This window comes from Streptomyces sp. NPDC049954, from assembly GCF_040656295.1.
Taxonomy (GTDB): domain Bacteria; phylum Actinomycetota; class Actinomycetes; order Streptomycetales; family Streptomycetaceae; genus Streptomyces.
Genome location: NZ_JBFALS010000002.1, coordinates 253,360 through 273,959 on the forward strand (window position 1 = coordinate 253,360; position 20,600 = coordinate 273,959).

General features: G+C 73.8%; 19 protein-coding genes. 10 read left to right on the plus strand and 9 right to left on the minus strand.

The features are described from left to right. Window positions 1-20 precede the first annotated feature (20 nt). Complete coding sequence (locus tag AB0J21_RS04635) at window positions 21-1,124, minus strand: MurR/RpiR family transcriptional regulator (protein WP_363144335.1); 1,104 nt, start codon at window positions 1,122-1,124, stop codon at window positions 21-23. Between the two features lie 161 nt (window positions 1,125-1,285). Between AB0J21_RS04635 and AB0J21_RS04640 the strand changes: the two genes are divergently transcribed. The 3 genes from AB0J21_RS04640 to atpF all read left to right on the plus strand — a co-directional run bounded on the left by AB0J21_RS04640 (window position 1,286) and on the right by atpF (window position 2,623). Continuing rightward, window positions 1,286-1,669: a hypothetical protein gene (locus AB0J21_RS04640; protein WP_363144336.1), complete on the plus strand. Its 384-nt coding sequence runs from the start codon at window positions 1,286-1,288 to the stop codon at window positions 1,667-1,669. 13 nt (window positions 1,670-1,682) lie between these two features. Then, complete coding sequence (locus tag AB0J21_RS04645; RefSeq protein ID WP_363144337.1) at window positions 1,683-1,952, plus strand: DUF4031 domain-containing protein; 270 nt, start codon at window positions 1,683-1,685, stop codon at window positions 1,950-1,952. Window positions 1,953-2,113: 161 nt separating this feature from the next. Next, window positions 2,114-2,623, plus strand: a complete 510-nt coding sequence (gene atpF, locus AB0J21_RS04650; protein WP_363144338.1) for a F0F1 ATP synthase subunit B — start codon at window positions 2,114-2,116, stop codon at window positions 2,621-2,623. A 92-nt stretch (window positions 2,624-2,715) separates the two neighbouring features. Here the strand turns inward: atpF and AB0J21_RS04655 are convergent, their stop codons facing one another. Continuing rightward, on the minus strand, window positions 2,716-3,396 hold the full coding sequence (locus AB0J21_RS04655; protein WP_363144339.1) for a hypothetical protein: 681 nt from the start codon (window positions 3,394-3,396) through the stop codon (window positions 2,716-2,718). Window positions 3,397-3,701: 305 nt separating this feature from the next. Between AB0J21_RS04655 and AB0J21_RS04660 the strand changes: the two genes are divergently transcribed. Both AB0J21_RS04660 and AB0J21_RS04665 read left to right on the plus strand, forming a co-directional pair. Further along, window positions 3,702-4,397, plus strand: a complete 696-nt coding sequence (locus AB0J21_RS04660; RefSeq protein WP_363144340.1) for a copper homeostasis protein CutC — start codon at window positions 3,702-3,704, stop codon at window positions 4,395-4,397. A 120-nt stretch (window positions 4,398-4,517) separates the two neighbouring features. Next, window positions 4,518-5,129 (plus strand): NAD(P)H-dependent oxidoreductase, encoded by a 612-nt coding sequence (locus tag AB0J21_RS04665; RefSeq protein ID WP_363144693.1) that lies wholly within the window; start codon window positions 4,518-4,520, stop codon window positions 5,127-5,129. 121 nt (window positions 5,130-5,250) lie between these two features. On the opposite strand, the gene AB0J21_RS04670 is transcribed toward AB0J21_RS04665, so the two are convergent. Beyond that, entirely contained in the window at window positions 5,251-7,287 is a 2,037-nt protein-coding gene (locus AB0J21_RS04670; protein WP_363144694.1) for an ATP-binding domain-containing protein, read from the minus strand. An 816-nt stretch (window positions 7,288-8,103) separates the two neighbouring features. Here AB0J21_RS04670 and AB0J21_RS04675 point away from each other — a divergent pair. Continuing rightward, window positions 8,104-8,346 carry a hypothetical protein gene (locus AB0J21_RS04675; RefSeq protein ID WP_363144341.1) on the plus strand — a complete coding sequence of 81 codons (243 nt, stop codon included), beginning with the start codon at window positions 8,104-8,106 and terminating at the stop codon, window positions 8,344-8,346. 119 nt (window positions 8,347-8,465) lie between these two features. Here AB0J21_RS04675 and AB0J21_RS04680 read toward each other — a convergent pair whose 3' ends face one another. Continuing rightward, window positions 8,466-10,109 carry a DNA repair helicase XPB gene (locus AB0J21_RS04680; RefSeq protein WP_363144342.1) on the minus strand — a complete coding sequence of 548 codons (1,644 nt, stop codon included), beginning with the start codon at window positions 10,107-10,109 and terminating at the stop codon, window positions 8,466-8,468. 322 nt (window positions 10,110-10,431) lie between these two features. Here AB0J21_RS04680 and AB0J21_RS04685 point away from each other — a divergent pair, with 322 nt between their 5' ends. Beyond that, window positions 10,432-11,028, plus strand: coding sequence for a VanZ family protein (locus AB0J21_RS04685; RefSeq protein WP_363144695.1), 597 nt, complete (start codon window positions 10,432-10,434; stop codon window positions 11,026-11,028). A gap of 62 nt (window positions 11,029-11,090) precedes the next feature. On the opposite strand, the gene AB0J21_RS04690 is transcribed toward AB0J21_RS04685, so the two are convergent. Further along, window positions 11,091-13,577, minus strand: a complete 2,487-nt coding sequence (locus tag AB0J21_RS04690) for a helicase-associated domain-containing protein (protein ID WP_363144343.1) — start codon at window positions 13,575-13,577, stop codon at window positions 11,091-11,093. 219 nt (window positions 13,578-13,796) lie between these two features. Between AB0J21_RS04690 and AB0J21_RS04695 the strand changes: the two genes are divergently transcribed. Further along, window positions 13,797-14,069, plus strand: coding sequence for a PT domain-containing protein (locus AB0J21_RS04695; RefSeq protein ID WP_363144344.1), 273 nt, complete (start codon window positions 13,797-13,799; stop codon window positions 14,067-14,069). Beyond that, complete coding sequence (locus AB0J21_RS04700) at window positions 14,030-15,115, plus strand: hypothetical protein (protein WP_363144345.1); 1,086 nt, start codon at window positions 14,030-14,032, stop codon at window positions 15,113-15,115. The genes AB0J21_RS04695 and AB0J21_RS04700 overlap by 40 nt, the downstream gene beginning before the upstream one ends. A 108-nt stretch (window positions 15,116-15,223) precedes the next feature. On the opposite strand, the gene AB0J21_RS04705 is transcribed toward AB0J21_RS04700, so the two are convergent. The 4 genes from AB0J21_RS04705 to AB0J21_RS04720 all read right to left on the minus strand — a co-directional run bounded on the left by AB0J21_RS04705 (window position 15,224) and on the right by AB0J21_RS04720 (window position 19,714). Beyond that, window positions 15,224-16,336, minus strand: coding sequence for an iron-siderophore ABC transporter substrate-binding protein (locus AB0J21_RS04705; RefSeq protein WP_363144346.1), 1,113 nt, complete (start codon window positions 16,334-16,336; stop codon window positions 15,224-15,226). 44 nt (window positions 16,337-16,380) lie between these two features. Then, a complete protein-coding gene (locus AB0J21_RS04710) occupies window positions 16,381-17,277 on the minus strand; it encodes an ABC transporter ATP-binding protein (protein WP_363144347.1) in 897 nt (298 codons plus the stop codon). After that, window positions 17,274-18,281, minus strand: coding sequence for an iron ABC transporter permease (locus AB0J21_RS04715; protein ID WP_363144696.1), 1,008 nt, complete (start codon window positions 18,279-18,281; stop codon window positions 17,274-17,276). The genes AB0J21_RS04710 and AB0J21_RS04715 overlap by 4 nt, the downstream gene beginning before the upstream one ends. Before the next feature lie 401 nt (window positions 18,282-18,682). Continuing rightward, on the minus strand, window positions 18,683-19,714 hold the full coding sequence (locus AB0J21_RS04720; protein WP_363144348.1) for an iron ABC transporter permease: 1,032 nt from the start codon (window positions 19,712-19,714) through the stop codon (window positions 18,683-18,685). A gap of 136 nt (window positions 19,715-19,850) precedes the next feature. On the opposite strand from AB0J21_RS04720, the gene AB0J21_RS04725 reads away from it, so the two are divergent. Then, complete coding sequence (locus tag AB0J21_RS04725; RefSeq protein WP_363144349.1) at window positions 19,851-20,582, plus strand: HAD family hydrolase; 732 nt, start codon at window positions 19,851-19,853, stop codon at window positions 20,580-20,582. Window positions 20,583-20,600: the final 18 nt, after the last annotated feature.

Consider the following 20,600-nt stretch of genomic DNA (forward strand, 5'->3'; position numbering starts at 1 on the left):
CGTCGGGGACGGGATGCCGTTCAGGCGTGGGTGCCCGGGGCGGGGCGCGCGCGGTGCCGGTGCGCCAGCGCCTCGTAGGAGGCGGACAGCGCCGGCGCCGCCGTCTCGTAGGTGCGTTGCGCGACCCCGACGAACAGGCAGTCCACCACCAGGTGCTGGCTCGCGCGGCTCGACATGGCCGCCGGGCGCAGTTCGCTCTCGCGCGCCGTGGACGTGGTCAGGACGAAGTCCGCGTACTGCGCGACGCTCCCGTCGGGCCGCCCCGTGACGGCGATCGTCGTCGCCCCTTGCTCGAAGGCGATCCGCAGCGGTTCCACGACGTCGCTCGTCGAACCCGAGTGGGTGATGGCGACCGCGACGTCCCGGCCGCGCAGCTGCACCGCGTTGGTGATCGCCAGGTGCGGATCGGCGTGCGCGTGCGCGAGCATCCCGATGCGCAACAGCTTCTGTTCGAGGTCCTGGGCGACCAGCCCGGAGGCCCCCGCACCGTAGATGTCGACCCGGCGCGCCTGCACGAGCGCGGACACCGCGGCGCTCAGCGCGGCCATGTCGAGGTTCGCGGCCGTGTCCGCGAGGGTCTGCTGCTCGTCGTGGGCGAGTTTGGCGACGACCTCGGCCATGGGGTCGTCCAGCGCGATGTCGGCCGTGACGGAGGGCGCCGCGCCGGACTCCTGATGCGCGGCGAGACCGGCCAGGGCCAGCCGCAGATCGCGGTAGCCGGGATAGCCGAGGAGGCGGGCGGTGCGCACGACCGTGGCCTCGCTCGTGCCGGTGCGCTCCGCGAGACCCGTGACGGTGAGGGCCGAGCAGCCCGCGGGGTCGGCGGCGACCGCCTCCGCGACCCGCTGCATCGAGCGCGTCATGGACGGGGCGAGGGTCCGCACCTTCGCGGCCAGCGCGGCCGGCGCGGGCGGAACCGGGGTCTGCGCCGCCGGGGTGGCGCGGGTGGCGGGCGCGGGAACGGCCGCCGCCGTGCGCGAGCGGGGACGCGGGGGAGAGGCCGAGGCCAGTACCGATGTCGGTGCGGAGCCGGGTATCGGGTCCGGGCCGGGCGGAGTGCCGCGGGCCGGAGCGGGGCGGCCTGCGGACCGTCCGCTGAAACTATTTTTCATATTCTTATTCACGTGTGAAATTTACTTTTAGCCGGACAGGGGGGTCAAGGCATGCTGGGCCGTCCCAGTGGCCGTGCCCACTGCTGGGGGCTGGGGGCTGGGGGCTGGCGGCTGGGGCGCGGGCCCTGGTGGCGCGCTTCCGGCTCGTGCGCGCGCTGCCGCACAATGGACGGATGGACCACCCCGGCTCCCTCGAAGAGACCCTGCACGTCGCGCGCGCCCGCGTACTGGCCGACCTCGCCGCGAGCGAGGTGGCGGACGCGCGGGTCGTGTCGCTCGTCGAGGAGTCGGTCACGCAGCGCCGCTGGTGGGTCGAGCAGTGGCCGCAGGGCGCCGAGTTCGTGCCGGGCCTCGTCGCCCAGGACGTCCAGGACGGCCTGCTGGAGCGGTACGGGCGGTGGCCGGTGTGCCCCGTGTGCACCGGGGACGATCCGCACGCCCTCACCGTCGAACCGGAACTGGGGCCCGACCCGCACTGGGTGTGCGCGGAGGCCGGGATCGTCGTGGCCCCGGTCGGCGCGCTGGACTCGGTGCCGGGGATGCCGGGCGCGCGGTGAGCGCGGTGACGCGATGACCGTCTACATCGACCCGCCGGACTGGCCGGGCCACGGCCGCGTGTGGTCGCACGTCGTGAGCGACGTGTCCTACGAGGAACTGCACGCCTTCGCCGCCGCGCTGGGCGTGCCGCGCCGCGCCTTCGACCGCGACCACTACGACCTGCCGTCCACCCGGTACGAGGACGCGGTGGCCGCCGGGGCGACCCCGGTCGGCAGCAAGGAACTCCTCGGCCGGCTCGTCACCGCCGGTCTCAGGCGCCGCAAGCCGCCCCGGACCCGGTGAGGGGCGGGCGGCCGGACCGCCGGCCGCCGGACTTCGGGCGTGGACCGTCCCGCGTATGTTTCCGGCCACCCATGTGCGCCTGGCGCCGTCGCACCAGCCAATGGGAGACGGTAACTACCGTTGCCGTTACGATCATCGGCTTTCGTCTCTAGCCTGGGGTGATGGAGGTCCTCACCCCGAAGCCCATGGAGACGTTGGCGGCCGTTCTCAGCTTCCTCGTCCTCTTCCTCGTCCTGACCCGCCGGTTGCTGCCCCGGATCAACCGCGTCCTGGAGCAGCGGGTGGACGCCGTCGAGGGGCAGCGGGAACGCGCCGAGGCTCTGCTCCAGGAGGCGCGCGAGACGCGGGAGGCCCTCGAACGGCAGCTCGCCGAGGCCCGTCACGAGGCGGCCCGCTCGCGTCAGCGGGCCCAGGAGGAGGGTGCGGAACTGATGGCCCGGCTGCGTGCCGAGGGGCTGCGTGAACGGGAGGCGCTGCTCACCCGCGCCGACCGCGAACTCGGGGCCGAGCGCCTGCGCGCCGAGGCGGAACTGCGCGGGGACGTCGTGACGCTCGCCGTCACCCTCGCCGGGCGGCTCGTTGGCGAGAGCATCGAGGACGCGGCCAGGAACGAGGCCGTGATCGAACGTTTCCTCGCCGAACTCGACCCCCGGCCGGCGGACCCCGTGTAGCCGAGCCGGCGAGCCTCACGCAGCCGGGCCGGCGGGGGCCCGCGTGCCCGTACCGATGGGTCCCGCGTGCCCGAGTCCGCGGGCGGGGCCTCTCAGGCGCCTCGGACGGTCAGCAGTTCCAGTTCCGTCGCGAGGTTCTGGCGGGCCCGGGCCTCCCACGCGCGCCGCCCATGGGGCGTACGGAAGAGCCGGGGGAGGCCGAGAAGCTGACGCAGTACGTCGGCGCGGCCGGTACGGAAGGCCTCGTCCGGCACGAATCCGTACTCCTCGCGGACGGCGGCCGCGTACTGCCCGTACTCCTCCGGTGTACCAGCGAGCACCGCCAGGTCGGCGTCGCACAGGACCTCGCCGTTCGTGTCCCCGTCCTCGGGGTCGTGGCCGACGGTCAGGCGCACCAGCCGCGCGACCTCCGCCATGCACGCCTCGCCCACCCCCGCCTCGGTCAGGGCACGAACGGCCAGGGACGCGCTGCGCTCTTCGTTCTCGGAACGGTCCGGCCGGTACACCGCGTCGTGGAACCAGGCCGCGAGCCGTGCGGCGTCGGCGTCCCGCGCGTGACCGGCGAGCGCGTCGACGTGCCGCAGGACGGCCCGCAGGTGCGCGGTCGTGTGATAGGCGCGCTGCGGCTCGGACCAGCGCGCCAGCAGATTCTCCGCGAACGGCGCGGGGTCGGGCTCCGGTTCGCCGCCCCGCACCCGCAGCAGTGTCTCCCGCCACAGCGCGCTCAGCCCGTCCGCCGCCGTCGTCGTCGTCCCGGAGTCCTCTCGATCCATGCGGTCATTGTCACCCCGCCCCGGCGTCGCCTGCCCGCTCGTGCCGCCCTGCACCCGGCGTCCTCTGCCCGCTCGTGTCGCCCTGCACCCGGCGTCCTCTGCTCGCTCGTGTCGGCCTGCCGGCTCTCCCCCGGCGGGCCCCGTCCTCCTGTCGTCGCCCAACCGGTGGGGCCCGCCGAGGAGTGGACGCAGCTGCCCGCGAAGGCCCGCGCCACGTAAAGTGCTGTAGAGATTGGACTAGACCTGTACGGGTATGCACGGAAAAGTCCGTAAACGACACCGTGGGGAACGAGAAGAGGCGGCTGATGAGCAAGCGGGCAGTGCTGGAGGTGATCGCGCTCGACGCGGCGGACGCGAAGGCCGCGCAGGCGGGCGGCGCCGACCGGCTGGAGCTGGTGAGCGACATGGCCGCGGACGGGCTGACGCCCACGGTCGAGACCTTCCGCGACATCCGTTCCGCCGTGACCGTTCCGCTGCGCGTCATGCTGCGCCTCTCCGACGGCTTCGCGGTGGGCGGCGCCCGGACGCTGGACGTGCTCGTGGAGCAGGCCGCGGCGCTGCGGGCGGCCGGTGCGGAGGAGTTCGTCCTCGGCTTCCTCGACCCGGACGGCGGCCCCGACCTGGCCGCCGTCACCCGGCTCGCGGAGGCCCTGGAGGGCTGCCGCTGGACCTTCCACCGGGCGATCGACCGCACCCCCGACCGGGCCGCCCTGCGGCGCGCGCTCGACGGACTGCCGGGTCTCGACACGTATCTGACGGCCGGTTCGGCGCAGGGGGTCGACGAGGGGCTCCCCGTGCTGCGTGCCGAGGCCGCCCACCAGGGCACCCCGGGCTACACCCAGCAGTTGCTGGTCGGCGGCGGGCTGCGCCTCGAACACCTGCCCGCACTGCGTGAGGCGGGAGTCACGGCCTTCCACATCGGTGGTGCGGCCCGGCCGGAGGGCTGGACGGCACCCGTGGACGCGGAGGCCGTCGCCCGCTGGCGCGAAGCGCTCGACTGACGACCGGCCCGGGAATGCCGCGGGCGTACGGGGAGTTCGGTCGGGAGAACAGGCGCCGGGCCGGGACGGCGCCCGAAACCCACCGGCTCCCGGGATGTACGAGGAGCGTGCACCGTGCCCCTGCCCGAGCAGCCGGCAGACCTCGCAGCGTCAGGGACGCCGACCCCGCCCGCCCCCTCCTTCCTCTTCCTCCTGGCCGGGGCCCGGGAGGACGGCAACACGGAGGCCCTGGCCCGCGCGGCGGCACAGTACTTACCGCCATGGGCCGAGCAGCGCTGGATACACCTGGGCGACCTCGCGCTGCCCGACTTCCGGGACCTGCGCCACAGCCCGGCGGGCCCCGCCCCTGCCCCGGCCTCCGAGGCGGAGGCGGAGCTTCTGCGCGCGACGCTCTCGGCCACGGACCTCGTCGTCGCCTCCCCGCTGTACTGGTACTCCCTGTCCGCCCAGGCCAAGCGCTACCTCGACTACTGGTCGGCCTGGCTGCGCCTGCCCGGCCTCGGGTTCCGCTCCCGCATGGCGGGCCGCACCCTGTGGGGCGTCAGCGCGATGGCGGACGAGGACGCGAGGCGCGCGGCCCCACTGATCGACACCCTGCGCCTGTCGGCCGAGTACATGGAGATGCGGTTCGGCGGCGTCCTGCTCGGCAACGGCAGCCGCCCCGGCGACATCCACACGGACGACGAGGCCCTGGCGCGCGCGAAGGACTTCTTCGGCGACGCGGCGGTGTAGGCCGCGTAGGCCGTGCTCAGGCTTCCACAGCGAAGTGCCACCGGAGGGAGGGGCTTCAGTTCCGGGCCGGGCGGGGCACCTGGGCTTCGACGCGGCCCCGGCGTCCCTCCCGGGCGGGGGCTCAGGCCGCCGTCCGCGCGTCCCCTGCCTCGTCCGGTACGCCCAGCACCTCGGGCAGCGCGGTCTCGTGCACGACCGCCAGCCCGGACACCGCGCGGGTCAGCGCCACGTACAGACGGCGCAGGCCGGTCGGCTCGTCGGGTTCGCCCGCCACGACCGCCGCCGGTTCGTCCAGTACCACGTAGTCGTACTCCAGGCCCTTGGCCAGGGACGCGGGCACCAGCGTCAGCCGGGACTCGCGGGTGGTCTCCTGACCCGGCGACAGGTACGGGAGACCGGCCTCCTCCAGCGCCGCCGCCAGGGCGGGAATCCGCGCGTCGGCCGCGATCAGGCCGGTCGACCCCTCGTGCGCGAGCGCGGCCCGGCACGCCGCCACGACCTCCTCGTCGAGCGTCTGGGCCGCCACCTCGCGCACGGACAGCGAACCCGGCGACTCACGCACGGACCGCACCTCGGCGAGGCCCGGCGCGATCGAAGGCAGGAGCCGCGAGGCGTACGCGATGACCTCGCGCGGCACACGGAAACCGGCCGTCAGCTCCTCGACGTGCGCCTCCTCCTTGCCGAGGTGGCGCAGCGCCTCGGCCCAGGTCCGCGTCGCCCACGGCGTCGTCCCCTGGGCGAGGTCGCCGAGCACCGTCGCCGAACCCGTCGTGCAGCGTCGGCCCACCGCGCGGTACTGCATCGGCGACAGGTCCTGCGCCTCGTCGAGCACGACATGACCGAGGGAATGGGTACGTTCGACCAGGTCACGGGCCTCGTCGATGAGGACGGCGTCGGCCGCCGACCACTTCGCCGACTTCACGCCGCGCGCCGGCTTCGCCCACAGGATCGCGGACTGCTCCTCCTCGGACAGCAGCCCCTCGGCGTGCTCCGCGAGGAACGCGGCGTCGGACAGCAGCCGCAGCACGAGCTTCGCCGGGTCGACCTGCGGCCACACCGCCTTCACCGTCGCCTTGACCGCCGCGTTGCGCGCCACCGCGTCCTGCACCCGGTCGTCGGGTGCCTCCCCGGCCTGCTCCATGCGGACCAGGACGGCGTGCGCGATGCGGTGCGGCAGGGCCTCGCGGGCCGCCCCGTACCGCATGTCGCGTTCCAGCAGCTGCGTGACGATCTCCTCGACCTCGTACGCCGGGATCCGCCAGCGCCGCGAACCGCGCACGACCACGGTCGCCTCGGCGGGCGGGGTCACGTGGGAGCGCAACGCCCGGCGCAGGACCTGCGCCATGCGCGCGTCGCCCTTCACGGTCGCGGCCCGCGCCTCGTCCTCCCCGCGCACCTCGACGCCGGGTGCGAGGACCAGGTCGGCCACGGTCGCCTGCCGCACCTCCAGCTCGCCGAGCGCGGGCAGTACCTGCTCGATGTAGTGCAGGAACGAGCGGTTCGGCCCGATCACGAGGGTGCCGGTACGGGCCAGCCGTTCCCGGTGCTCGTACAGCAGGTACGCGACACGGTGCAGACCCACCGCCGTCTTCCCGGTGCCGGGCCCGCCCTGCACGCACACCGTTCCGGACAGTCCGCTGCGGACGATGCCGTCCTGCTCGGGCTGGATCGTGGCGACGATGTCCCGCATGGGCCCGACGCGGGGCCGCTCGATCTCCTGCTGGAGCAGCCGGCTCGCGTGCTCGCCGTCCGCCGCCGGGGCGGCCTCTGCGGCGGGGCCGGACAGCGCCTCGTCCTCGTACGCCGTCAGCTCCCCGGCCGTGTAACCGAAGCGGCGGCGCAGCGCCACGTCCATGGGGTTCTTCCTGGACGCCTGGTAGTACGCGGTCGACACCGGGGCGCGCCAGTCGATGACGAGCGGATCGCCCTCCGCGTCGTGCACGTGGCGGCGCCCGATGTAGAAGCGCTCCCCGCCCGCGCCCTCCGCGAGGTCGAGCCCCGGGGGCCGTGTGAAGTCCAGCCGGCCGAAGAACAACGGGGTGTGCGAGAGATCGGCGAGCGCCTTCACGCGTTCCTCGATCTGCGCCTGGAGGACGACCGCGTTGACCCAGTTCGCGGTCACGTCGGAGATGTCCAGGTTCTCGGCCTCCTCGCGCATTCTGCGCAGCGCCGAGCGGGAGAGGGCGAGGTGGGCCTGCTCCCGGCTGAGCGGATCGTCCTTCCCCTCTTCGTTCCCGGGGCCCGTGGCCCCGGCGTCGTCCCGGGCGGAGGAAGGTGCGGACGCGGACACGGTGCGGCTCCAGACGGTACGGGTACGGCGCGGCGCAGCAGCCGGCCCGCGCCCGGGACCACCGGGACGGGCACGGCACGACACGGCACGACGGCGGGACCGCGTGCGGACGAGAGCTGGCCGGGACGTACGGACTGTGCGATCGGGCGCGACGGACGCACCGCGCGGACAGGTACACGCGGGGTGTACGGGCACGCGGGACGGACGTCGGTCAGCCGCCGGTTTCCGTCCGGCAGGCGGCACTCCGCGGAAGGGAGGCGGGCAGACGGAGGATTCTAGGGCAGAGCGCCCGGACGGCCAAGCGGTTTATTTCCGGGTTCCGGCAAGCCGCTTCGTCCGGGCGCCGGTGAGCCGCTTTCCCCGGTGCCGCCGAGCCGCTTTCCGGGGTGTCTGCAAGCCGCTCGTCCCGGCTTCCCGGAAGCTGCTTGTCCCGGCTTCCCGGCTTCCCGGCTTCCCGGCTTCCGGGCTTCCCGGCTTCCCGGCTTCCGGGCTTCCCGGCTTCCCGGTTTTCGGTTCCGCGCGTGGCGCGGGCGGTCCGGGCGGGGGGTACCCCCGTAGGGGGCCGGCTGGTACCCGGGTAGGGGGTGGCCGGCCGGGATCGACCCACGGGTGGAGAGCGGAGGGCCCGAGGATTCCACCCGTGGTCCGATGCGGGAACCGGTTCCCGGTCGGCATTCTTGGCGCATGAGCACAGTGATCTTCCCGACACCGTCCGTGACCGTGTCCGCCGTCGTCGGCGCCGTCCCGCGCCGCCTGTCCCCCGCACGCACGCTTCGCGCCCTGCGCGCCGTACGAGCCGTGGCCGAGGCCGCCTTCGAGGTCGTCGTGCTCGGGGAGTACGAGGGATACGCCGAGCAGGCGGGGATACGGCGGCGTCACCGGCACGTGAACGAAGGGCGCGAGCGGCCGGGGGAGCACCGGACATGACTTCCCCGACCGCACGCGGCACCGGGGCGCCGCGCCCCGCCGCTCGCCGCCCCGCCGCTCGCCGCCCCGCGCACGTCTCCCGGCGCCCCCTCCCCGCGCACGCCCTCGCGCGGTGGCGCTCAGCTCTCCGTGAGCAGATCCTCCGAGTCCACGATGCGGTACGAGTAGCCCTGTTCGGCGAGGAAACGCTGCCGGTGCGCGGCGAAGTCCTGGTCGATCGTGTCGCGGGCGACGACCGAGTAGAAACGGGCCTCGTGCCCGTCGGCCTTCGGGCGCAGGACCCGGCCGAGCCGCTGGGCCTCCTCCTGCCGCGAGCCGAAGGTCCCGGACACCTGGATGGCGACGGTCGCCTCCGGCAGGTCGATGGAGAAGTTGGCGACCTTCGACACGACGAGCACCGACAACTCGCCCTCGCGGAAGGCGTTGAACAGCTTCTCGCGCTGCGCGTTCGAGGTCTCGCCCTTGATGACGGGGGCGTCCAGATCGGCGCCCAGCTCGTCGAGCTGATCGATGTACTGGCCGATGACGAGGGTCTGTTCGCCCTGGTGCTGTCGCACGAGCGCCTTGGTGACGCGTTGCTTCGTCGCGGTCGTCGCACAGAAGCGGTACTTCTCCTCGGACTCCGCCGTCGCGTAGGCGAGCCGCTCCGAGTCCGTCAGGTTGACCCGGACCTCGACGCAGTCCGCGGGCGCGATGTAGCCCTGCGCCTCGATCTCCTTCCACGGCGCGTCGAAACGCTTCGGGCCGATCAGCGAGAACACGTCCGACTCGCGCCCGTCCTCCCGCACGAGCGTCGCGGTCAGACCCAGCCGACGCCTGGCCTGGAGGTCGGCGGTGAACTTGAAGACCGGCGCGGGCAGCAGGTGCACCTCGTCGTAGACGATGAGGCCCCAGTCCCGCGAGTCGAAGAGTTCGAGGTGCGGGTAGACACCCTTCCGCTTCGTCGTCAGCACCTGGTAGGTGGCGATGGTGACGGGCCGGATCTCCTTCTTCGTCCCGCTGTACTCACCGATCTCGTCCTCGGTGAGCGAGGTGCGCTTGACCAGTTCGTGCTTCCACTGACGCGCCGAGACGGTGTTGGTCACCAGGATCAGCGTCGTCGCCTTGGCCTCGGCCATGGCGCCCGCCCCGACCAGGGTCTTGCCCGCTCCGCAGGGCAGCACGACGACCCCGGAGCCGCCGTGCCAGAAGTTCTCCACGGCCTGCTTCTGGTAGGGCCGCAGGGACCAGCCGTCCTCGGCGAGGTCGATGGCGTGCGCCTCCCCGTCGACGTAGCCCGCGAGGTCCTCGGCCGGCCAGCCCAGCTTCAGCAGCGTCTGCTTGATCTGCCCGCGTTCGGAAGGGTGCACGACCACCGTGTCCGCGTCGACGCGTTCACCGACCAGCGGCGCGATCCGCTTCGAGCGCAGCACCTCCTCCAGCACCGGCCGGTCGGTGCTGGTCAGCACCAGCCCGTGCGTGGGGTGCTTGGTGAGAGTGAGCCGTCCGTAGCGGGCCATCGTCTCGGCGATGTCGACGAGCAGCGCGTGCGGTACCGGGTAGCGGGAGTGTGCGACGAGCGCGTCGACGACCTGCTCGGCGTCGTGCCCGGCGGCCCGCGCGTTCCACAGGCCGAGCGGGGTGAGGCGGTAGGTGTGAATGTGCTCGGGGGCCCGCTCCAGCTCCGCGAACGGAGCGATGGCACGGCGGCAGGCGTCCGCCTGCTCGTGGTCGACTTCGAGCAGCAGCGTCTTGTCGCTCTGCACGATGAGAGGTCCGTTCACGCTCTCCCTTTCCTGCTACGGGGCCCCGTGCGGGCCGCTGCCGACGGGGCCGGCACGGCGGGGCCAAACAACCAGTGTCGCGCACCGGCGGCGTGTCCGGGCCCGGCGCGGGTATCCGGGTCCTATGACGACGCGTGCGGCGCAGCAGCCCGAGCACGACAGGACGGCCTTAAGGGCCCGGACTTGGCGGCCCGGCCGCAGGTCGCGCCGGGTCCGGGAGGACACCGGAGCCGAGCGATCGAAGTCGCTCACCGGGAGTGGCGACAGCAGGCCGCCCGTGACACGCCGCACCTGGGGGCGTGCCCTTCTGCGAGCGTTCGCGATGGTGTGCGCATTCCTGCTGCTCGTCGCGTTTTCGGCGGTCCTCGCGAAACTGACGCTCACCCCCTCGCCCGCCTCGGACGGCATCGCCGGTTCCAATCTGCGGCCCGGGCACTCGCTGCGGCAGTACGCGGAGGAGTACACCTTCCTCGCGGCATGCAAGCAGGCCGGGGGAAATCTGCTGCTCGGAGCGCCTTTCGGTGTCCTGGTCCCGCTGCTCGTACCGGGGCGGCTGCGGGTGGTCCGGGTGTTCTTCGTGGCCCTGCTCGTCATGGTCCTGGTCGAGATGGCGCAGGGCGCGGTGATCGAGGGCCGGGCCTTCGACGTCGACGATGTGATCCTCAACACGACGGGCGCGCTGCTCGGCTACTGGTTCCTCGGCCGTCGGCTCGCCCGCTCCCTCCAGCGGCGCACGGCCCCCGTCGTGGTGCACGGGCCGGAGCGGTCGAAGCCCGTTCCGGAGCCGGTCGCCGAGCCCGTCGACGCCTCCGTGCCCCCTCGCGCCTCGCGCGCCGAGCAATTCCGTGCCACCTGGCGCTCCGCGACGCGGTTCTCGCGGCGCACCCCGGCGAAGGGCGGCAAGCTCAGCGCGGACTGAGCGGCGGCCGAGGGACGGCCGGCCAAGGGGCCGCCCCGCGAAGCGACCGGCTCAGCCGTCGGCTATCGCGAGGTCCCCTCCGGCGGCGGTTCGAGTTCGGCGACGCCCGTGACGCGGTGCAGCGGGTAGGTGCGGACCTCGTCGGCGGTGTGGTCGAAGCCGGTGACGAAACCTCCCTCGACCCGTACGGGGGCGAGCACCCGCTGACTCGCGGTGCCGTCGGCGTTGACGTAGCCGATCCAGACGGGTTCCCCGGTGAGCACGGCGTTCTGCATCGTCACCAGCGTCTCGGCCGGGCTGGTGCGCGGCAGCGTCCCCGGTGGCGTGGTCCTGGGCAGCGGTTTGTGCGGGGCGGTCGCCGCCGAGTCCCCGGCGCGGATGGCGCGCACGGCCGCGGACAGGAGCGTCGCATCGGGCAGCGGCGGCCCTTCCGGTACCGGCTCGGGCGCCCGGCGCTGCGGGGTGCGCCGCTGTGGGGTGTGCCGGATGAGGACGTCGCCGCCGGGGCCCTCCGCGGCGGGCGCGAAGCCGAGCGACCGCAGTCCGTCGAGCAGCGCGGCCGGGTCGATCTGCGCGGCGACGACGGTCGGCGCGAGCCGCCGCAGCCGCAGCGTCTGGGAACGCTTGTCGGCCATGATCTCGTCGAGCACGGCCTCGTCGTCGCAGCGCACGTACGAGGCGGCGGCCCCCACCCGCAGGTGACCGTGGCGGCGGGCCACGTCGTCCACCAGGTACGTGAGCGGCTGCGGCACCGGCGTGCGGGAGTGCGCGGCCAGGAAGGTGTGCACGTCGGAGGCCGAGTAGCCGGCGTCGAGGGCGCGGCGCACGGAGCCGGGCGTGAAGCGGTAGACCGTCGCGCCGCCCTTCGACTCGATGTCGGCGAGCACGGACAGCCGTTCGGCGAGCGGCCGTTCCAGCGGGCCGGGGGCCACCGCCGTCAGGTCGGCCTGGAGCAGTACGTGATCGAGGGGTTCGGGCAGATAGGGGGCGAGGGCGGAGACCACCTGCTTCTCGTCGCCCCCGAGCAGGGCCCGGCCCTGGCCGGACAGCGCCCCGCGCCCGGTGACGCCGATCAGTTCGGCCTCGGACAGCGTCCAGCGGGCGATGCGCGAGCGCAGGTCGCCTTCGGCGGCGGCCCCGCGCAGGGGCCTCTCCCAGCGCAGCCTGGCGAGGACGGAATCCGGCTCGGCCACAGCACCCGGCGGGAGTTCGGCGAGCAGTTCGAGCACCCGGCGGCGTACCTCGGGGGCGGCGGACCGGTCGAGGTGCGGGCCGAGCGCGGAGAGCGTGCGGTCCTTGGTGTCGCTGCCGCCGACCAGCCCGGCGGTCCGGGTTGCGAAGAGCCAGGCGGTGGCGAGCGGTGCCCAGCGTTCGGCCGGCGGAAGCTCCAGCCAGTCGTCGTAGTACGGGGTTGGGGCGTAGTGCTCCTCGGCCTCCCCGTCGGAGGCCAGCAGCCCTCCCGCGAGGGCGAGTTCGAGCCAGAACGCGGCGATGTCCTCGGGGACCTCCATGAAGGCCGCGGTCCGCTTCAGGTCGCGCTGGCTGAGGCCTCCGGCGCGCAGGACGGAGGGGCCGGTGCCCCTGGTCTTCGACCAGTTGGTCTCGTTGGGGGCGCCCCATTCCTTGAGGAGGTCCTCCAGGGTGCTCAGCGTCGTGTAGGCCTGCCCGGCCGCCGCCGCGTCCACCACGGTGGGCTCGCGCTCCGCGGTGACGGTCAGCCGCGGCGGGTGCGGCTCCACGAGCCGGTGGGCCCGGCCCCCGCGCAGATACAGCGCGGCCTCGCGGGGCAGTACGACCGTGCCCGGCGAAGTCGGCAGCAGCAGCCCGCGGTCCAGCAGCCAGCGCAGGTGCGGGGCGGGGGCGGCGGTGACCTGGCCGTAGGGCGGTCCCCACACGAGGCGGCCGAGGATCTCCACGGCGTCCATCGGAGCCTCGTCGAGGAGGGCGGCCATGCGCTGCCGGTCCTGGAAGAGTCTGGTCAGTGCGCGCACGGCGCTCACCGAGTCGTGGGTCGAGGGCAGTCCGGTCTCCACGAGCACGGACTGCAGGCGGCCCGGCGACATCCCGGCGGTGGCCTCGGCGATGGTCGGCCCGAGGCCGGTCGGAGAGGGGTGCGAGGGAGAGGGGGCGAGCAGTTCGCGCGCGGTGCGCACGAGGCGCAGCTGGTCCTCCCCGCCCCAGACGAGGGCGCGTTCACGCAGTTCGGCGATGGCGCCCGGCAGGGCGGCGACCACTTCGGGATCGCCGTCGTCGCCGGTCAGGAGGCGTTCGAGGGCCGGATGGGGCGCCGGGTCGGGGGCGACGGCCAGGGCCTCGGCGGTCTGGAGGGTGAACCGGTCGAGCCGTTCCAGGGCCCGCACCACGGACGCACGGGTCCCGGCACGGGTCGCGAGCTGGGTGAGGTCGACGGGAACCGGGTTGAGCAGATCGGGCCGCGTGCGCAGCAGCGCGGCCAGCGATGCGTCGTCCCGCGCGCGCAGCGCTTCGGCGAGCGAACGCGGGGCCGGCCGCCGGGCCGACTCGTCCTCGGATGGTGCAGGGCTGCTCATCCCGCCCACGGTAGCGGGTACGGACGGGGCGGGGGTGGTCCCGGCCGCCCACGGGGGTGTTGGCGCACGGCACGGGACGCGCCGGGGGCGCACCACCCCGGTGATCGCGCCGCCCGGTGAGCCCCTGTGCGGACCGAGCTCCTCCCGCCGGGAGCGGTGACCCCTCGTGGGTGACCGGGCGGGGCGGTACCGTCGATCCGTACGGCCGGAAAGCGGGCGGTGAGCGGCGCGGTTGGCCCCGGAAGCGCAGGAACTGACGGGGCATCGAGGCGCGTTCACGACCGACCGACCGACCGACCGACCGACCGACCGACCGACCGACCGACCGACCGACCGACCGACCGACCGACCGGCCGACCGGCCGACCGGCCGGCCGACGGATCGGCGAAGGTCCGGCGAACCCGGCGGACGAGGACATCGATGAGGACATCACGGAGAGGCGGAGGGGCGGCGTGGGGATCGAGAGCGACCAGCTCGTCTTCGACTATCTGAGCCGGGTCGGTGACCTGGCCCAGCAGCGTCAACTACCGTCCGCGACGAGGATGCGACTCGTGTCGGACCTGCGGGGCAAGATCGACCACAGCCGTTCCCGCCCGGCGACGCCCGATTCGCCGACCGCCGTGCGCCGGATCCTGGCGCGCCTGGGCAGTCCCGAGGAGATCGTGGACGCGGTCGGCCCGGGGCCGCACATCCCCGAACAGCCTGGCGGGGAGGGTGCCGCGCCGGGCGGTGCCGCGCCGGGCGGTGCGGGGACGGTCGCGGGAGGGCGCCCGTCGCGTAAGGGAGCGCCCCGCAGGGCGGTGCCCGGCCCCGACCTCTCGAAGCAGCCGGGAGTCCCGGCCCAACGTCCTCCGAGGGCGGGCGGCCTGGACGACATGGGCTCGGGGGAGGGGGCCACGGGTGCCGAGGGGCCCGTCCGCGAGGCGGGTGCCGGAGCGGGTGCCGACTGGTGGCGGGTGGACAGCGGGCCGTTCGGTGTGGGGGACCGCGTCGCCGGTTTCGTCGGCGGCATCGAGATCCCCGAACTTCTGCACGGCCCGGGCGCGTTCGAGGACGAGGACGGCTTCGAGAGGCGGCCGTTCACGGCCGAAGGGGCGGCGGGTGCGGTTGCGCCGGCCGGCGCCGAGGCGGTGGTGGAGGGGGCGGCCGGCGTGGCGGGCGGCGGCTCGGGTGCCCGTCGGTTGCGGGTACCGAGGCCGCCCTCCTTCTCGAATCCGTTCCTGCTCCTGGCTGCGGCTTCGCTGGTCGTCGGTGCGGTCCTGGGCAACTGGATACTGCTCGCGGTCGGCTGGCTCTTCGCCTGGGGCTCGCGCCGCCTGACCCCCGCCGAGTCCAAACTGGCGGTGGCGGGCATCCCGGCCCTCGCGGTCGTCACCACGGGTGTCTGGCTCTGGGGCCGCCGCACGGAGCGCTGGGGCGCCCCCCTGGCCGAGGACCACATGAGCGCGGCCATCTCCGAGGCCTGGCCCTGGGTGATCCGGGGCGCCGCGATCGCCTCGGCGCTCTTCGTGGTGTGGCGCTCGCAGAAGGTGAAGTGAGGCCTGCTGCTGGTCCCTCTGCTTGACCCGCTGCTTGACCCGTCGCCGGGCCCCGTCGCGGCGGGGAGGATCCGCGTCCGCCGGGGCCCGTGTACGGAGGGGGCGTGCTTACCTCTTCGCCTTCCGCACCCCGGTCTCCAACTCGTCGAGGATCTTGTCGGCGGCTGTGTAACCGATGCCCTGGAGCCACAGTTCGTCGTCCACGGCGGTGACGCGGTGGTTCTTGTAGGCGGGGAGTTTCTTCCACAGGCCGCTGTCGAGGACCTGGGTGGCCCTCGACTTGCGGGCGTCGCCGTAGGTGGCGTGGAAGATGACGTCGGCGTCGGCGAGGTCGATCCTCTCGGGGCTCACGTCGTACGAGAAGCCGTCCTTCGCCTTCGCCACGATCGGGGGGCGGCCGAGGCCCACGTCCTTGAGGATCGTGCCGATGTACGTGCGGTCGCCGTAGATGCGGATGTCGGCGCCCTCGACGAAGCGGACGACGTTGACGGAGACCGCCGCCGCCTTCTTCGCGCCGCCGATCCGGGTGCGGACCTTCGCGACTTTGTCGGCGTAGGCGGACTCGACGCGTTTCGCCTCGGCCGTGCGGCCCAGGGCCTGGGCGTGGACGCGGAAGTTCTGCTTCCAGGGGTAGCCCGTGTTCTCCGTCATGACGGTGGGGGCGATGGCCTTGAGCTGTTCGTAGCGGGCGCCGTCACGGACCTCGCTGGTCAGGATGAGGTCCGGTTTGAGGGCGGCGACGGCCTCCAGGTTGGGGCTGGCGATCTCGCCGACGTTCTTTATGCCCGTGACTTCGGACTTCGGGAGGTAGTCGAGGAAGTCGGAGGCGGCCCCGGCCTTCACCGCGCCGACCGGTGTGACGCCGAGGGTGATCGCGGAGTCGAGTTCCGCCGTGTCGAGGACGACGACCCTCCGAGGGCGCGCCGGGACGTGGACGGGTCCCATCGCCGTATCGACCACGTGGTCCTTGGCGGGGCCGGCCGAAGCCTCCTGGGCCGGGCCGCCGCCCTTTTCCGAAGCGTCTGCGCCGTCCTCCCCGGCGGAACCGGAGGAACCGCAAGCGGTGGCCAGCGCGGCGAGCGCCAGCAGTGCCGCCGCCAAGGCCGTGCGGCCGCGACCCCGCGTCCGTGACGTGCCGCCCACGGCCCCCCGCGTCCGTGTCTGTGCTCGCACCCTTGCCCGTACCGGGGTGCGGGTCTCCGCCTGTCGCGCTGCTGCCATGTCTCTCCTCGTGTCCCTCGTACGGAAAGTGGCCCGGGCGCCGGTTATTTCGTGGCCGGCTCCCGGCTGTGGCCGTCGACGCTGTCGGTGTCGGTTCCGGTGTCGGTGTCGGTCGCGGTGGCCTTGGCCTTGCCGGTGTCGCTCGTCGTGCCGCTGCGCCAGGGGGCGCCGGGGACGACGAGGGGGGAGCCCGTCACCGGGTCGGGGACGACGACGCAGTCCAGGCCGAAGACCTCGCCGACGAGTTCGGCGGTCACGACCTGTGCGGGGCTGCCCTGGGCGACGACCTCGCCGGACTTCATGGCGATCAGGTGGTCGGCGTAGCGGGCGGCCTGGTTCAGGTCGTGCAGGACGATCACGACGGTGCGTCCCCGGTCGTGGTTGAGCTGGCGCACCAGGTCGAGCACCTCGACCTGGTGGGAGATGTCGAGGTAGGTGGTGGGTTCGTCCAGCAGGAGGAGTTCGGTCTCCTGGGCGAGGGCCATCGCGATCCACACGCGCTGGCGCTGGCCGCCGGACAGTTCGTCCACCGGCCGGTCGGCGAGCGCCGACACGTCGGTGCGGTCCATCGCGTCGGCGACGGCGCGCTCGTCCTCGTCCGACCACTGCTGCCACCAGCGCTGGTGCGGTTGCCGGCCGCGCGCCACGAGGTCCCCGACGGTGATCGCGTCGGGGGCGACCGGGGTCTGCGGCAGCAGCCCGATCTGCTGGGCGATGCGGCGGGTCGGGAGCTTCGCGAGGGATTCGCCGTCCAGCAGCACCGCCCCGCCGCGCGGTTTCAGCAGCCGTCCGAGCGCCCGCAGCGTCGTCGACTTCCCGCAGGCGTTGGGGCCGACGACGACCGTCACCGCGCCGTCGGGCACGTCGAGGTCAAGGCCGGTGACGACGGTGCGTTCCTCGTACGCGAGCGTCAGATCTCGCGTCGTGAGCCGGGCGGTCATGCGGTACCTCCAGAACCGGCGGAGCGGCGCGGGCCGCTGCGCCTCACGATCAGCCAGATCAGATACGGCGCCCCGACCGCCGCCGTCAGCACGCCCACGGGCAGTTCGGTCGGCGAGAACAGGCGGCGCGCCAGCAGATCGCCCAGCACCACGATCAGCGCGCCCGCGAGCCCCGAGGACAGCAGCGGGATCTGCGCGCCGCGGGTCAGCCGCCGGGTGATCTGCGGCGCGAGCAGCGCCACGAAGTCGACCGGCCCGGCCGCCCCGGTCGCCACCGAAGCGAGGATCACGCCGACCGCGACGAGGCCGAAACGCACTCGGTTCAGCCGGACGCCGAGGGCCGTCGCGGTGTCGTCGTCCATGGAAACGGTGCGCTGCGCGCGCGCCGCCCACAGCACGAGGGGCAGCATCACGAGCAGCACCCAGGCGAGGGTGCGGGCCTCCGGCCAGCCCCGGCCGTTGAGGGAGCCCGTCATCCACACCTGGGCCTGCTGGGCGACCAGGTAGTCGCCCTTGGTCATGAACAGCGTCGTCAGGGAGCGCAGCGCGATCGCGAAGCCGATGCCGATGAGCACGAAGCGCGTCGCGTGCAGACCGCCGCGCCACGCGAAGAAGTACACGAGCGCCGCCGCGCCGATCCCGCCCGCGACCGACAGGTAGGGGAGGACGGTGTACGAGGTGACGCCGAGCGTCATCGCGCCGACCGTCAGGGCGCCGGCGCCCTGGCTGATGCCGATGATGTCGGGGCTCGCGAGCGGATTGCGCGCGACCGTCTGGATGAGCGCACCGGCCACCCCGAAGGCCAGGCCCACGAGCAGGCCCACGACCATGCGGGGCAGCCGCAGCGTGCCGACGACCAGTTCGTCGGGGGAGGGCCGGCCGAGCAGTACTTTGACGACCTCGGCGGGCGACACGAAGCCCTCGCCGACGCTCAGGTACGCGACGCAGGAGAGCGCGAGCAGGACGAGCAGACAGCCCGCGACGACGGCGGAACGCCGGTGCAGGAGGAAGGAGAACCCGCTCCCGGTCCCGTTTCCGGTCCCGTTTCCGGTCCCGTTTCCGGTCCCGTTTCCGGTCCCGCTTCCGGACCCGCCTCCGGCCGGACTTCCGGAGGCGCCTCGGGAAGCTTCCCCGGACCGGCCGCTCCTCCTGCCGCCTCCGCCGCCCAGGCGCACGACGGCGTAACCCGCGGGCCGCGACCGGGACGCCGACCGCGACTCGGACTGAGACCGCGACTCGGACCTGGACCGGGACCGCGACCGAGACCCGGACCGCGACCGGGAACCGTCCCGCGCCCCCGGCACGGCCTCCCCGGCCCGCACGGCTCCAGCCGTCTCCGCCGTCTCCGCCGTCTCCGTCTCCGCCGTCGCCGTCTCCGTCGACTTCGTCGTCTCCGTGCGACCACTCATGCCGACACCGCCTTCCTGCGGACCAGTGTGACGAGGAACGGCACGCCGATGAGGGCCGTCATGACCCCGGCCGGTACTTCGCTCGGTGGGAAGACCACCCGGCCGACGACGTCCGAGACGAGCAGCATGACGGGGCCGATCAGGGCCGCCATGGGCAGGACCCAGCGGTGGTCGGAGCCGACGATCGCGCGGGCGATGTGCGGTACGGCGAGGCCGACGAAGGCGATCGGGCCGGCCGCGGCGACACCCACACCGGTGAGCACGGTCGCGCCGAGGCCCGCCACGATCCGTACCGTCGCCACGCGCTGGCCGAGGCCCTTCGCGACGTCCTCGCCGAGCGCGAGCGCGTCCAGTCCCCGTGCCACCGACAGCACCAGGACCAGGCCGATCAGCAGGAACGGCCACACGTCGTTGACGATGCCGCTGTCCCGTCCGGAGATCGAGCCGACGTTCCAGAAGCGGAACTCCTCCAGGGCCGCCGCCTTCGTCGTGAGCACCCCGCTGGTCACCGAGACGAGCAGCGCGTTGATCGCGGCGCCGCCCAGCGCGAGTTTCACGGGCGTGGCCCCGCCCCGGCCGCTCGCCGCGATCGCGTACACCGCGACGGAGGCGAGCGCGGCGCCCGCGAAGGCGAACCACACGTAGCCGCTCAGCGTGTGCACGCCGAAGAAGGCGATGGCGAGGACGACTCCGACCGAGGAGCCCTGCGAGATGCCGAGGATGCCGGGGTCGGCGATCGGGTTGCGGGTGATGCCCTGGAGCGCGGTGCCCGCGAGGGCGAGCGCGGCGCCGACCATGAGCCCGACGAGGGTCCGGGGCAGCCGCAGGTGGAGGACGACGTCGGCGGTGTCCGAGTCGCCGCCGTGCAGCAGGACGTGCAGGACGTCCGGGAAGGCGAGCGTGCGGGCGCCGACGGCGAGGCTCAGCAGGACGGCGACGCACAGCAGGAGCAGGGCGGTCACCGTCCAGCCGGTGCGCCGGGCGAGCAGCGTGCGCCGGCCGGGCGCGACGGTGGTGGCGGTGGCCATGAATCCCGATCCAGGCTGTTGTGCGGCGGTTCGTCTCGATGGGTGCGGATACGTCAGCGCCTGGCTGGTTCGGTCAGCTTAGGCTTGGCTAAGTATAGGTCCGGGGGCCCCGCGCCCGGCCTGCGAGACTGGACTCATGCCTGAGGACCTTCCCGCCGCCACGGCCACCACCGCAGCCACCCCGACCACCCCCGGTACCCCGGCCACCCCCGGCACCACGACGCCCCCCGCCCCCGTGGCGACGTCCGCCGGGCCGATAGTCGGCTTCGACCTCGATATGACGCTCATCGACTCGCGGCCCGGTATCGGCGCGGTCTACACGGCGCTCTCGGCCGAGACGGGCGTGGACATCGACGTCGAGCTGGTGACGAGCCGCCTCGGCCCGCCCCTGGAGCAGGAGATGGCCAACTGGTTCCCGGCCGGGCAGGTCGCCGAGATGAGTGACCGCTACCGCGCGCTGTATCCCTCGTACGCGATCACCGGCTCGCTCTCGATGCCGGGGGCGCGGGAGGCGATGGACGCGGTCCGGGCGGCCGGCGGCCGGGTCCTCGTCGTGACGGCGAAGTACGAGTCGAGCGCCGCCCTGCACCTGAACCACCTGGGCATCGTGCCCGACCTGCTGATCGGCGGACTGTGGGCGGAGGCCAAGGGCGAGGCGCTGCGCGAGCACGGCGCCTCGGTCTACGTGGGCGACCACACCGGCGACGTACGGGGTGCCCGCGCGGCCGGGGCCCTGTCGGTCGCCGTCGCCACCGGCCCCTGCGACCCGGCCGAACTCGGCGCGGCCGGGGCCGATGTCGTCCTGCGCGATCTGACCGAGTTCCCCGGCTGGCTCGCCCAGCACGTCGCGGCGGGCGCGGCGGCCTGAACGAGCGGCTGCCCGCCG